At 60.5% G+C, this 13,382-nt stretch carries 14 protein-coding genes; 11 read left to right on the top strand and 3 right to left on the bottom strand.

The features are described 5' to 3' along the window. Positions 1–148 precede the first annotated feature (148 nt). A complete protein-coding gene (gene tolC / locus NOM67_RS12020; protein WP_198037986.1) occupies positions 149–1,474 on the top strand; it encodes an outer membrane channel protein TolC in 1,326 nt (441 codons plus the stop codon). Between the two features lie 114 nt (positions 1,475–1,588). Here the strand turns inward: tolC and hldE are convergent, their stop codons facing one another. Continuing rightward, positions 1,589–3,016, bottom strand: a complete 1,428-nt coding sequence (gene hldE, locus NOM67_RS12015) for a bifunctional D-glycero-beta-D-manno-heptose-7-phosphate kinase/D-glycero-beta-D-manno-heptose 1-phosphate adenylyltransferase HldE (protein WP_156853647.1) — start codon at positions 3,014–3,016, stop codon at positions 1,589–1,591. Between the two features lie 238 nt (positions 3,017–3,254). Here hldE and lpxL point away from each other — a divergent pair, with 238 nt between their 5' ends. The 6 genes from lpxL to NOM67_RS11985 all read left to right on the top strand — a co-directional run bounded on the left by lpxL (position 3,255) and on the right by NOM67_RS11985 (position 9,607). Beyond that, positions 3,255–4,178: an LpxL/LpxP family Kdo(2)-lipid IV(A) lauroyl/palmitoleoyl acyltransferase gene (gene lpxL / locus NOM67_RS12010; RefSeq protein WP_043849642.1), complete on the top strand. Its 924-nt coding sequence runs from the start codon at positions 3,255–3,257 to the stop codon at positions 4,176–4,178. Between the two features lie 635 nt (positions 4,179–4,813). Beyond that, positions 4,814–6,736: a PTS mannitol transporter subunit IICBA gene (locus tag NOM67_RS12005; protein WP_255937315.1), complete on the top strand. Its 1,923-nt coding sequence runs from the start codon at positions 4,814–4,816 to the stop codon at positions 6,734–6,736. 37 nt (positions 6,737–6,773) lie between these two features. Continuing rightward, complete coding sequence (locus NOM67_RS12000) at positions 6,774–7,919, top strand: mannitol-1-phosphate 5-dehydrogenase (protein WP_255937312.1); 1,146 nt, start codon at positions 6,774–6,776, stop codon at positions 7,917–7,919. Positions 7,920–8,041: 122 nt separating this feature from the next. Continuing rightward, positions 8,042–8,563, top strand: coding sequence for an MltR family transcriptional regulator (locus NOM67_RS11995; protein ID WP_005354914.1), 522 nt, complete (start codon positions 8,042–8,044; stop codon positions 8,561–8,563). Positions 8,564–8,719: 156 nt separating this feature from the next. Further along, complete coding sequence (locus NOM67_RS11990) at positions 8,720–9,292, top strand: DNA-J related domain-containing protein (protein ID WP_255937303.1); 573 nt, start codon at positions 8,720–8,722, stop codon at positions 9,290–9,292. A gap of 66 nt (positions 9,293–9,358) precedes the next feature. Further along, positions 9,359–9,607: a hypothetical protein gene (locus NOM67_RS11985; RefSeq protein WP_033113006.1), complete on the top strand. Its 249-nt coding sequence runs from the start codon at positions 9,359–9,361 to the stop codon at positions 9,605–9,607. Between the two features lie 64 nt (positions 9,608–9,671). Here the strand turns inward: NOM67_RS11985 and NOM67_RS11980 are convergent, their stop codons facing one another. Then, positions 9,672–10,184: a mechanosensitive ion channel domain-containing protein gene (locus NOM67_RS11980; RefSeq protein WP_043849638.1), complete on the bottom strand. Its 513-nt coding sequence runs from the start codon at positions 10,182–10,184 to the stop codon at positions 9,672–9,674. A 13-nt stretch (positions 10,185–10,197) separates the two neighbouring features. Continuing rightward, positions 10,198–11,163, bottom strand: coding sequence for a zinc transporter ZntB (zntB, locus tag NOM67_RS11975; RefSeq protein WP_165791467.1), 966 nt, complete (start codon positions 11,161–11,163; stop codon positions 10,198–10,200). Between the two features lie 140 nt (positions 11,164–11,303). On the opposite strand from zntB, the gene NOM67_RS11970 reads away from it, so the two are divergent. From NOM67_RS11970 to NOM67_RS11955, 4 genes are all read left to right on the top strand, one after another. Further along, entirely contained in the window at positions 11,304–11,756 is a 453-nt protein-coding gene (locus tag NOM67_RS11970; RefSeq protein WP_041209271.1) for a YaiI/YqxD family protein, read from the top strand. Between the two features lie 109 nt (positions 11,757–11,865). Then, positions 11,866–12,135, top strand: a complete 270-nt coding sequence (locus NOM67_RS11965) for a PepSY domain-containing protein (protein ID WP_071912525.1) — start codon at positions 11,866–11,868, stop codon at positions 12,133–12,135. 44 nt (positions 12,136–12,179) lie between these two features. Further along, positions 12,180–12,740: a cytochrome b/b6 domain-containing protein gene (locus tag NOM67_RS11960; protein WP_108570505.1), complete on the top strand. Its 561-nt coding sequence runs from the start codon at positions 12,180–12,182 to the stop codon at positions 12,738–12,740. An 89-nt stretch (positions 12,741–12,829) separates the two neighbouring features. Then, complete coding sequence (locus NOM67_RS11955) at positions 12,830–13,330, top strand: metal-dependent hydrolase (protein WP_042032684.1); 501 nt, start codon at positions 12,830–12,832, stop codon at positions 13,328–13,330. Positions 13,331–13,382: the final 52 nt, after the last annotated feature.

Here is a 13,382-nt window from a genome sequence, read left to right as displayed (position 1 = left end):
TCTTGACGTTCCCGTTACCGGACCGAAGACTCTTAGCATTAAATTTTGCTTATAGTAGAGTGATTAAGCTGCAATCAAGCTTGGTTGATGACAATATTTGCCCTCTCCAGCAACCGTTTTGGGTTACTACATAAGGTTAAAACGATCTATGAAAAGAACACTTTTGTCCGTCATGGTGTTGCTGGGCGTCAGTGCCGGTGCCCACGCCGAAAACCTGCTCGATATCTACCAGCAAGCACAGATCAAAGATCCGCAGTTGCTGCAATCCAAAGCGGTTCGCGACCAGGCCTTCGAGAAGATCAACGAATCTCGCGCTGCGCTCTTGCCCCAAATCAACCTGGGTGCCGGTCTGAACTACCTGCAGAACAAGAATGATACCCAGACCAACAACAAAGCCTCCGGTTCTATTTCTCTGGATCAATCCATCTATCGTCGCAGCAACTGGGTCAATCTGGATCTGACCGAGAAGGGCGCTACCCAGTCCGATGTCGCCTACAACCTCGAAGTCCAGAACCTGATGGTGCGCAGCGCCACCGCCTATTTCAACGTGCTCAAGGCGATGGATACCCTGGAATTTGTTCGCGCCAACAAGGTTGCCGTGGAGCGTCAGCTGGAACAAACCCAGCAGCGTTTTGAGGTGGGTCTGACCGCCATCACCGACGTTCACGAAGCCGAGGCCTCCCGTGACCAGGCGCTGGCCGACGAGATCAATGCCGAGAACACCCTGGACAACAGCTACGAAGCCCTGCGCGAGCTGACCGGCGTCGATCACCGCAATCTGGATATCCTCAACACCGAGCGTTTCAGCCCGCAGAAGACCGCCTTCGGTTCTGACAAGTGGCTGGAGCTGGCGCTGGACAAGAACCTGCAACTGCACAATGCCCGCATCGCCAAGGACATCGCCAAGCAGCAGATCGATCTGGCCAAGACCGGCCACGAACCGACTCTGGATCTGGGTGCCGGCCTGCAAACCAGCAATACCGACTACAAGCTGGACAACATTCCGGGTGGCAACGACAACCAGGCCAATATCGGTCTGACCTTCAAACTGCCGCTCTACAGCGGTGGCGCCACCACTTCCCAGGTGAAGCAGGCCCAGTTCAACTACGTGGCAGCCAGCGAGCAGCTGGAGAAGAACTTCCGCTCGGTACAGAGCACTGTGCGCTCCTCCTATAACAACGTGAACGCCAGCATCGGCTCGGTACGCGCCTACAGCCAGTCCGTAGTCTCCGCCGACAGCGCCCTGAAGGCGACCGAAGCCGGTTACGAGGTGGGTACCCGCACCATCGTCGACGTGCTGGACTCCACCCGCAAGCTGTACGAAGCGAAGCAGAAGCTCTCCGAGGCCCGTTACAACTACATCCTCAATATCCTGAGCCTGAAGCAGGCTGCCGGTGTGCTGGAAGCGCAGGATCTGGTGGAAGTAAACCAGGGTCTGATGCCTGCTACCGCAAAAGCCAAAACCAAAGCCTGATAGCCGTTATCGGGAATGAAAAAGGCGACCGCAAGGTCGCCTTTTTGTTATCCATGTTTCTATCGGCTTGCTCCCGCCGATAGTGAGCCCCGCCAGATTACGGGGCTAGCCGTATTAGCCGCGCTCGCGAATCGTCTTGATGATATCGGTGGTGGAGCAGCCATCCTCGAAGTTGAGGACGCGCACTTCGCCGCCATTGGCAGTCACTTCGGCGTAACCGGCAATATCTTCCGGCTTGTAGTCGCCGCCCTTGACCAGCAGGTCAGGCAGGATCTCGGCAATCAGGCGCTGCGGGGTATCTTCACCGAACGGCACTACCCAGTCCACGGCGCCCAGTGCGGCCAGTACGGCCATGCGACGCTCGGTCGGGTTGACCGGACGACCCGGCCCTTTCAGACGGCGAACCGACTCGTCGGTGTTGACCGCCACGATCAGGCGATCCCCCAGCTTGCCGGCGTTGGCCAGATAGGAGACATGGCCGGCGTGCAGGATGTCGAAGCAACCGTTGGTCATCACCACTTTCTCACCGCGCAGACGGGCGGCACGAACGGCCACTTTCAGCTGGGCTTCGGACATGACGCCAAAGCCGGTCTCCTGCTCGGTATAGAGGGCATTGGCCAGCTCGACCGGACTGACGGTAGAGGTACCCAGCTTGCCGACCACGATCCCGGCGGCGGTATTGGCCAGCGCACAGGCTTCGTCCAGGCTCTTGCCAGCGGCCAGCGAGGTGGCCAAGGTGGAGATGACGGTATCACCGGCACCGGTCACATCGTAAACCTCGTGGGCCTGAGCCGGCAGATGCAGCTCCGGCTGGCCTTCGCGGATCAGGGTCATGCCGTTCTCGGAACGGGTGACCAGCAGGGCATCCAGCTCGAAGCGCTTGACCAGATCCAGCCCCTTGGCGACCAGCTCCTCTTCGCTCTTCACCTTGCCCACTACAGCCTCGAACTCGGACATGTTGGGGGTCAGCAGGGTGGCGCCGCGATACTTCTCGAAGTCGGTTCCCTTGGGATCGACCAGCACCGGAATGCCGGCGGCGCGGGCACGCTGGATCATGCCGGGTACGTCGTTGAGGGCACCCTTGCCGTAGTCGGAGAGGATCATCACGTCGCTGTTTGGCAGCGCCTGCTCGACCTTGCTCACCAGCAGGGTGGAGTCGACAGCGTGGAACCCCTCTTCGAAATCGAGACGCAGCAGTTGCTGGTTGCGCGACAGCACGCGCAGCTTGGTAATGGTCGGGTAGTCGGCCAGACGAACGAAGTCACAGGCGACCTTGACGCCGGCCATCTGGCCAGCCAGGGCATCGGCAGCCTCATCCTGACCGGTCAGGCCAAGCAGCACGGCATGAGCGCCAAGGGCGGCGGAGTTGAGGGCCACGTTGGCGGCACCGCCCGGACGCTCCTCAATGTGTTCAACCTTGACCACGGGCACCGGTGCCTCGGGCGAGATCCGGCCGGTGGGGCCATGCCAATAACGGTCCAACATGACATCGCCAACGACCAGAACGCGGGCTTTTTCAAACTCGGGCAGGGTGATCTTCATCTGTATCGACTCTCAAAACCTGAAAAATCAGTCGCCGATTTTATCACACTCTTTTATTTGAGGGAGAAAAAGCAAACCTGTGGTTGCCATTAAGAGCGCGGAAGGAAACCCATGGTTACCCTTCGCGCCACACGGACAAGATGCAAGCAGCCCCTCTGACCAGCAGATAGCCATTCGCCCCCGCCCCCCCTTTTCGGCTAGAATCCCCCGATTGTTTTCGCAAGCAAAGAGATTCTCCATGGCCCATGACAACGCTCCCCGCCTCGAGCCCCGCCTGTTTCATCCCCGTTACTGGGCCAGCTGGTTTGGCCTCGGCCTGCTCTGGCTGCTGACTCTGCTGCCGTGGCGCAGCCAGATGTGGCTGGGTCGCCAGCTCGGTCATCTTGCCGCCAAAGTGCTCAAATCACGGGTGAAGATTGCCCGTCGCAATCTGGAGCTGGCGATGCCGGAGCTGACTCTGGCCGAGCGCGAGAAGTTGCTCAAGCAAAACTTCGAGAGCGTAGGCTGCGCCGTATTCGAGGTGGGTATCGCCTGGTTCTGGCCGGACTGGCGGATGCGCAACCTGATGAAGGTGGAAGGGGAAGAGCACGTCATCGCCGCCATGGAAAAAGGTCAGGGCATGCTGCTGCTCTCCTGCCACTTCCTGACGCTTGAACTCAACGCCCGCTGTTTCGGTCTGGTACGGCCAGGGGTCGGCGTCTATCGCCCCAACACCAACCCGGTGCTGGAGTATGCCCAGTATCACGGTCGCTGCGCCTCCAACAAATATCTGGTAGACCGGATGGATGTGAAAGGGATGATCAAGGCGCTGCGCAACGGTGACGCCCTCTGGTACGCGCCGGATCACGACTATGGCTCCCACGCCAGCGTGTTCGTGCCCTACTTCGCGGTGGAGCAGGCGGCCACCATCACCGGCACCGCCACTCTGGCGCGGGTGAAGAACACCGTCACCCTGCCCTGCTACAACATCCGCACCAGCGAGGGTTACACCCTGCATATCGGAGCGCCCCTCGCCGACTACCCGAGCGGTGATGACATGGTCGATGCGGCTCGCGCCAACCGCGAGATTGAAGCTGCGGTGCGCAAGGCGCCGGAGCAGTACATGTGGCTCCATCGCCGCTTCAAGACCCGCCCCTCCCCCGAGGATGCCAGCTTCTACTAAGCGGTAACACTCCCGACTGGGGCCAGATTGCCAAAACCGACAAACCGCCTGCTGGCGGTTTGTTTTTTCCCGCTGTCAGCCCTGTGCGACAAGCAAGATCCCCCTGCATCCCACAACCTCCTGCACGACCTCCTGCAATCAGCCGATCATCTCCATCAACCGGCCACAAAAGAGCCCTCATCACTGCCTGCAAAAACTGAAAGAGGGTTACAAAACTATTGACTCATTGGTGAGTAGAGAGAGATTTCGATAGATCCATCGTCACTACCCGCTGATGAGTTATTGAGTGATTTGCCCCATTCGAATACAAAAACTGAATTTGTGAAGTAAATCACTTTTACGCAAAGGCACGGCAAAGCTGAGTTGGTGATCTAAATCACAAAAAATGGTCATTAAAAATAGAAAAGATCGAAATGTAGCCGAATTACAGCGAAAGAATGTGATCTTCATCACTGGTTGGAGAGGGGGTATGACGGGGTATCTGAGATATGGATCACAAGACACCCCGTTTTCAGCCTAATTTGATCGCAAGCTGGTAGATTGAAGTTGCTTAGACGACAGGGATGGAGGTTCGGCAAAACCGGCCATCCCGAACTACCACTTTTAATCAAACAGGCTTAAAACGGGGTCCCGACATGTTATCACCGGATACCAAAGTCAAGATACAGAATTTTGGACGCTTCCTGTCCAATATGGTCATGCCCAACATAGGCGCCTTTATCGCCTGGGGCTTTATTACCGCCCTCTTTATCCCCACCGGCTGGCTGCCCAATGAAACCTTGGCCAAGCTGGTCGGCCCCATGATCACCTACTTGCTGCCGCTGCTGATTGGCTACACCGGCGGCAAGCTGATGGGCGGTGATCGTGGCGGCGTGGTCGGTGCCATCACCACCATGGGCGTCATCGTGGGGACCGACATCCCGATGTTCATGGGCGCCATGATGGTCGGCCCGCTCGGTGGCTGGGCCATCAAGCGCTTCGACAAGGCGATGGACGGTCGCGTCAAGAGCGGCTTCGAGATGCTGGTCAACAACTTCTCCGCTGGCCTTATCGGCATGCTGCTGGCGATCCTCGCTTTCTTCGTGATCGGCCCCTTCGTCAAGGTGCTCTCCGGCGTGCTGGCCGGTGGCGTCGGCTTCCTGGTGGATAACCACATGCTGCCGCTCACCTCCATCTTCGTCGAGCCGGCCAAGATCCTGTTCCTCAACAACGCCATCAACCACGGCATCTTCTCGCCGCTGGGGATCCAGCAAGCGACCGAGCACGGCAGCTCTATCTTCTTCCTGATTGAAGCAAACCCGGGCCCGGGCATGGGCGTACTGCTGGCCTACATGGTGTTCGGTCGTGGCGCCGCCAAGCAGTCCGCTGCAGGTGCCTCCATCATTCACTTCTTCGGCGGCATCCACGAGATCTACTTCCCGTACGTGCTGATGAACCCGCGCCTCATTCTGGCGGTGATCGCCGGCGGCATGACCGGGGTCTTTACCCTGACCCTGTTCAACGCAGGTCTGGTCTCCCCTGCCTCACCGGGCTCAATCTTCGCCGTGCTGCTGATGACGCCGAAGGCCTCCCTGATCGGGGTGCTGCTCTCCATCACAGCCGCCACTCTGGTCTCCTTCCTGGTCGCCGCCGTGTTCGTCCGCGCCCAGCAGCCGGAAGCCGACGAGGCCGATGCCCTCGGTGAAGCTACCCGCAAGATGAAAGCCATGAAGGGCGGCAAGCCCGAAACCGCAGCGGCCAAGAAGCCGGGCGGTGAACTGATGGCGGTGCGCAATATCGTGGTCGCCTGCGATGCGGGCATGGGTTCCAGCGCCATGGGCGCCGGCATGCTGCGCAAGCGGGTACAGGCCGCCGGGCTCGACATCAGCGTCACCAACCGAGCCATCGATCAGCTCGACGATCAGGTGGACTGGGTTATCACCCACAAGGATTTGACCGAGCGGGCCCGTCGCCATGCGCCACATGCCCACCATATTTCACTGACCAACTTCCTCGACAACGGTCTCTATCAGGAGCTGGTACAGAGCCTGACTCAGGCCGCCAACGACGATGTCGCCAACCCGCAGCTGCTGGTGGCCGCCAACGACGACAGCTACGAACCGCAGGCCGCCGAAGTCTTTACCCTGAGCCGTCATGACGTGCATCTGGGACTGAAAGCCGACAACAAGGAGGCCGCCATCCTGACCGCTGGCCGACTGCTGGCAGAGCGCGGCTATGTGGCACCCGACTACGTCAACGCCATGCTGGAGCGCGAGCAGCTGGTCTCCACCTACCTCGGCGAATCCATCGCCGTGCCCCACGGCACCATCGCCGCCAAGGAGTTTGTGAAGCGTACCGGCATCGTCATCTGCCAGTACCCGGCCGGGGTCGCCTTTGGCGAGACTGCCGATGAGGTAGCGCGGCTGGTGATCGGTATCGCCGCCCGCAACGACGAACACATGCAGGTGATAACCCGCCTGACCAATGCATTGGATGAACCCGGTCTCATCGACCGGCTGGCCAGCACCACGGATCCCCAGGCCTTCCTGGATCTGCTGGGTGCCGAACAGGCTGCCTAATCATCTTTCATCGTCTTTGGTTCAAGAGGTTAATATCATGAAAACATTGCATTTTGGTGCCGGCAACATCGGTCGCGGCTTTATCGGCAAAGTGCTGGCAGATGCCAGCCATCAGGTCACCTTCGCCGACGTCAACGACACTCTGATCGATCAGCTCAACCACCGTCAGGAGTACAAGGTCCATGTGGTGGGAGCGGATCAGAAGCTGGACGTGGTGCGCAACGTGGCGGCGGTGAGCTCCGCCGGTCACGAGGTGATCGCCCGTATCATCACCGCCGATCTGGTCACTACTGCGGTCGGCCCCAACATTCTGGACAAGATTGCCAGCACCTTGGCCAAGGGGCTGCAGGCCCGCTTCGATGCCGGCAACCTGACACCGCTGAACGTCATCGCCTGCGAAAACATGGTGCGCGGCACCAGCCACCTCAAGCAGGAGGTACTCAAGTACCTGCCGGTCGCGTATCATGCCACGCTCGAATCCTGCATCGGCTTCGTCGACTCGGCGGTGGATCGCATCGTGCCGCCCGCCGCAGCTGCCAACGATGACCCGCTGGAAGTGACGGTCGAGAGCTTCAGCGAGTGGATCGTCGACCAGACCCAGTTCAAGGGGGAGCTGCCACAGGTGGCAGGCATGGAGCCCACCGACAACCTGATGGCCTTCGTCGAGCGCAAGCTGTTCACCCTCAACACTGGCCACATCGTCACCGCCTATCTCGGCAAGCTGCGGGGCTATCGCACCGTGCGCGAGGCGATCGAAGATCCGGTGATCCGTAGCAAGGTGCGCCGCGCCATGGAGGAGAGCGGTGCCGTGCTGGTAAAACGCTATGGCTTCGACCCGCGCCTGCACGCCGCCTATATCGAGAAGATCCTGGCCCGCTTCGCCAACCCCTATCTGGTGGACGAGATTGACCGGGTCGGCCGTCAGCCACTGCGCAAGCTGGCGGCGGGGGATCGACTGGTGAAGCCGCTGCTCGGCACCCTGGAGTACGGCCTGCCCAACGAGCAGTTGCAGGAGGGGATCGCCGCTGCGCTCCACTATCGCAATGCCGATGATCCGCAGGCGGTCGAGCTGCAACAGCTGCTGGCGGAGCTTGGCCCGGCCAAAGCGTTGGCCCGCATCACCGGACTGGATGAAGAGAGCGAAATCGTCCGCACCATAGTGGCTCGTTACGAGACCTTGTAATACCCTGCTGGCGGCGCATGACCGGATGCTCCAATTGATTGAATCGCAAGGAAATGCGCCCCATATGATAAAAACCGGGAGAGAGGCTGACTCTCTCCCTGTCAGCTGGATCCAATGCACCTATGACCACACACCAGGAAGATGAAGTACTGGAACGACTGAACGAGCAGGATGGCCCCCGCGGCTTCTTTCTCGAAGCCGTGACCATCCTGGAAGAGGCGGTCGACTCCCTGATGCGACGCGCCTTTCGTCAGGAGGAGTATGCCGTCAAATACGCCATCGAACCCCTGCTCAACCAGAGCGGCCCCCTCGGTCAGCTGGAGGTGCGCCTCAAGCTCATCTTCGCCCTCGGCCTCATCTCCCTCGAGCGCTATCAGGATCTGGAAGCCTATCTGAAGATCCGCGACTTTCTGGTGCGCGACCCCAAGGATTACCGCTTCAGCGACAAGCCGATCCGCGATCTGCTCGACCGCCTGCACGGGGTCAATCAGGGCGGCATGATGAAGCTGGAGCCCCCAGCCAGCGAAGAGGATTGGGCCTTCTACCAGATGCAGCTCAACCGGCTCGATCAGATGGTGCGCTCCGCACTGGTACTGGCGCTGGCCGACTGTGTCGGCGAGCTCCACAAGGAGAGCCCCATCTAATCCGGCCACATGAAATGACATGACCGCCTGCTGGCGGTCTTTTTCTGCGCCGCCCTTGCCCCGCCCTCTGGCAGATGTCACTCTGGCTCATCGCCACCTCGCCTGTACGGTGGCCTCTTCTGTCACCACAGCTCTCATCCGGAGGAATCGGACCCCATGAGCGACCAGAGTGCCAACCCGCTGATCGCCCCGCTGCTGGCCCTGCTGCAACGGGCCGATGGCAGCTACAAGGTGCACGAGCTGATGGCGGCACTGCGTCAGCAAGTGGTAATTCCGCTGCTGGCTGACGATGAGCAACTACAACTGTTTCGGCTCAACTTCCTCATCATGAACGCCCTCTACCAGCTGCAGGCCGAGCTTTATGAAGAGGGTTGGTGGCTGGTGATAAGCACGCTGGATATCCGCCTCGAACCGCTTGCTTCCAATGCTGATGCGGGGAATGCACTCGTACGGGGCGAGGCGCTGCGCAGCTACTACCTCGACTGGCAGGTGTTCTGGCAGACCGGTAGGGAGGAGGTGGAAGCCCTGCTTGCAAGCTTCTGGCGCACCTGCGATGGCGCAGGTCAACGAGAGGAGGCGTTGGCCCTGTTCGGACTGGCGATGGATGCCACGCCAGAGGCCATCCGCCGCCGCTGGCGGGAGCTGGCCCTTGCGCATCACCCGGATCGGGGTGGCGATGCAGAGACCTTTATTCGCATCCGCTGGGGCTGGGAGTGCCTGCGCGGATGATCCTGTTGCCGCCCGCAGGGTGACAGGCATAGACTGGAATCGGATATCCCCTCACAGGAGAGCATCATGACAGTCAGTGAACTTCGTAAGCTCTATCAGCAACATATCCTGCAAGAAGCCGAAATCCTCCACGACGTTGCCATTCCCGGCTGGCTCATCGAATTTCGTGACAAAAAGGGCACCCTGTATGAACTGACCGATACCCTCGGCTGCCCGGTCAGCTTCGGCACGGTCGATCAGGCGCGCGAACATGTGCATCTGGTAGCAGACTGCCCGGTGCAGGTGGAGCACCTCTACCGCTTCTTCGAACGCTAACACCATCCATCGTTAAAAAGGCTCCCGAGGGAGCCTTTTCTGTTCCGGTTGCGTGCCATTCCGATTATTCCGGTTGCAACGGTTCCGGCGCCTTGGACTCCAGCTTTCTGACCGGCTTTTGCAGGATCAGGTTGGCCGGATAGGTGACCAGATCGCCGTTGTCATCGCGCACCCGCACATAGAAGAGACCGATCTCGGTGATGACGCCGGTGACCGAATCATCCTTGTCGAGGATGCGGATCCGGTCGCCAATCTTGTAGGGAAAGGCGAAGAAGATGGTGATGCTGGCGGTGATGTTGGAGAGGATCGACCACTGCGCCACCATGGCCACGCCCAATACCGCGAAGAAGGAGGAGGCGAGCACCACCAGCCGCGAGAAGTCGAGCCCCCACACGCCGGCCAGTACCAGCAGGGTGGCGCAGCCGAGCAGAAAGTGGAACACGTGGGCCACGTAAATGACCCGGTTCTCGCTCACCTGCCGGCTCTGGCCAAGGGCCATCAGGCTCTTGTGGATGAGTCGCCGGATCAGGGTGTGACCCAGCAACAGCAGCAGGGTCAAACCGATGGATTGCCACATGGTTCGCTCCTCCCTACCACCAGCGTCGATGTTTGAGCCAGAACGCCAGCCCCACCGCCATCACCACCAATGATCCACAGAAGACCCAGAAGGCGGTCGGGCTCTCGGCCCCCGGCATTCCACCCAGGTTGATGCCAAACAGGCCGGTCAGGAAGCTGGCAGGCAGAAACAGCAGCGCCATCACCGACATCTGGTAGGCACGGCGGTTGGTCGCCTCTGCCATCAGATTGTTGATCTCGTCCGCCAGCACGGCAGTACGCGCTACCCCGGCATCGAGGTCGTCGAGCCAGCGCCGCAAGCGGTCGGCGATGTCGAGCAGACGGCGGCGGTCATCCTCATCCAGCCAGCTGATCTTCTCGTTGGCGAGGCGCGCCACCAGATCCCGCTGGGGCGAGAGGTAGCGGCGGATCATGATGAGCTGCTTGCGGATCAGCGCCAGTCGGCCATTGGCCGGCATGTCACGCATCAGCACCATCTCTTCCAGTTCGAGGATCTGGTCGTGCAGCTCCTCGACAAATTCGCCGGCGCGATCAGTCAGGGCATCGCAGATCTCCACCAGCCAGTCAGCCGGGCTATCTGCGCCGCCGCCCAGCTTGAGCTGGTTGAAGACATCCTGTTCGGAGAGCAGCGGCCGGCGCCGGCTGCTGATGATGAGATCCGGGGTGATGTAGATGCGCAGCGCCACCATCTCTTCCGGCCGGTGATCCTTGTTGCGGTTGATGCCGCGCAGGATCAGCAGCACTGTCTCCCCCATCCGGACCAGCTTGGGTCGATTGCTCTGGCCGAGCAGCGACTCTTTTGCTGCCTCGTTGAGTAGCGGCGTCTGCAGCAGCCAGCGTGCCGCCTCCGGATTGCCGTAGTCCAGATGCAGCCAGCCCGGCTGCTGCTCCGGAATCTCGCTTCCCGCCGCCAGCGGCGTCATGCCGCCCTTGCCATCCAGGGTCAGGGCATAAATTACATCACTGGGCACCCGATCCATCTCGTCTCCTTCTCGTGTCACATGCAGCCCCCAGCTTACACGAAAGGCGGGGCCGACTCAGCCCCGAGCCAGCCTCGGGGGGATTGTGCTACCATGCGCGCTGCCATTTTGTCGTCCGTTTGACTACAGGAAACCATGCCATGCCTATCTGGGTTGATGCCGATGCCTGCCCCATTCCGGTCAAGGAGATCCTCTACCGCGCCGCCCACCGAGCTCAAGTGGTAACCACCCTGGTGGCCAATCAGGGACTGCGGGTGCCCCCCTCGCCTTTCATCAAAACCCAGCAGGTGGAGAAAGGCTTCGATGTGGCAGATCATGTCATCGCCCAGCAGGTCAAACCCGGCGATCTGGTGATCACCGGCGACATTCCCCTCGCCTCCTGGGTGATCGATGCTGGTGGCGAGGCGCTCAATCCCCGCGGCGAGATCTACACCCGCGAGACCATCAAGGCGCGTCTTGGCATGCGCAACTTCATGGAAGAGCTGCGCTCAGCCGGAGTGCAAACCGGCGGCCCAGCCCCCTTCAACGCCGCCGACAAGCAGCGTTTTGCCAATGCCCTCGACAAGTGGCTGGTCAAGGGCAAGCTGGACTAAACACAGCCCCGGTGCAAGCCGGGGAAAATATCTTCCCCCTCTTAACGCTCTCTTAAGTCTTGCCGCCTAACCTTGTCGCTGTTGCAACATCAACCGCAAGGAGCAAGCAATGAAACTGACCCCCCTGTTGTTACTGATCCCCCTGTTAAGCGGCGCAGCCCTGGCCGACCCCCAATGTACCCGGACCGACAAGAGCAAATGGCTGAGCGAGGCCGATGCCCAACAGCAGATCAAGGCGATGGGCTACGACATCAAGAAGTTCAAGGTCACCAAGACCAACTGCTACGAGATCTACGGCTGGGACAAGGAGAAGCGCAAAGTCGAAATCTACTTTGATCCGACCGACCTGAAGAAAGTAAAGGAAGAGATCGACGAATAGCGCAGTAACGGGCCGCGCTGGCGGCCCCTCCATGGAGTCTTGCCATGACAACCTCATCTGAAGTGAAAGTGTGGGATCCCCTCATCCGGCTGTTTCACTGGGCCACCGTCACCCTTTGCCTGCTCAACTTCTTCGTGCTGGAAGAGGGGAGCAAGCCCCACCGCTACGTCGGTTATACCCTGGCCCTCCTGCTACTGGTGAGAGTGGTATGGGGCTTTGCCGGCTCCTACTACGCCCGCTTCGGCCAGTGGTGGCCAACCCCGGGCAAGGTGCGAAGCTACCTCCAGCAGTTGCTAAAAGGCCGTCACCCCTACTATCTGGGCCACAACCCGATGGGAGCCCTGATGATCTGGCTGCTGATCCTGCTGCTGGTGAGCACCATCACCACCGGCTGGCTCACCACCTGGGATGCCTTCTGGGGCGAAGATTGGCTGGAAGAGCTGCACGGCACCATCGCCAATACCCTGCTGGCCGCCGTCGGCGTCCACGCCGCCGTAGTGATCCTGACCGACCGCCTCACTCGCAGCGACCTGCTGCGCGCCATGATAGTGGGCAAAAAACGGGTGCCTGCCGACGCCAGAGTGGAAGACCCGCGCAACGATTGAGCGGGTTGCCCCCGCCAGCCCCGCTTTTTTGCTGCAACGGGCTACAACACTGGTAAGATGCGCCGCCATTTTCCCATGTTGTAGCCACCATGACAGCCCAAGGGCACCTGCTCTTCTCCGTTACCTGTACCCTGATCGCCCACAAACTGCAGCTGACGCCGGCCCTGGCCGATGCCAGCCTGTGGCAGAGCATCCCGATCGCGCTGGCCAGCGCCCTGCTGCCGGATCTCGACCACCCCAAATCGCTGCTGGGGCAACAACTGCCGTGGATCTCCAAGCCCCTGTCGCGCCTCTTTGGCCATCGCGGCTTCACCCACAGCCTGCTGGCGGTCGCTGCTGCCATCTGGGGGCTCAACCAGCAGCTGCCGCCCGATACCTTGCCGGTCGGGGTCAAGGATGCCCTGATCGTCGGCTACTTGAGCCATCTGCTGGGGGATTGGCTCACCCCGGCGGGCATTCCGCTCTTCTGGCCCATCAAGCGCCGCTACCGCCTGCCGGGCTGGCCGCTCAAAAGCGGTGGCACCATCGAAACCGGCTTTTGCACCCTCACCCTGCTGGTCGCGGGCTGGTGGTGTGGCTGGCACCTGTAAGCCAGAAACAAAAAAGGCCCCTGACCGAAATCAGGGGCCTAAACAGTGGCAA

Origin of the sequence: Aeromonas sp. SG16 (genome assembly GCF_024436135.1) — a bacterium.
GTDB classification, from domain to species: Bacteria; Pseudomonadota; Gammaproteobacteria; order Enterobacterales; family Aeromonadaceae; genus Aeromonas; species Aeromonas jandaei.
Note: the sequence above shows the minus strand (reverse complement) of the source record. Positions and strands in the feature narration are given on the sequence as shown.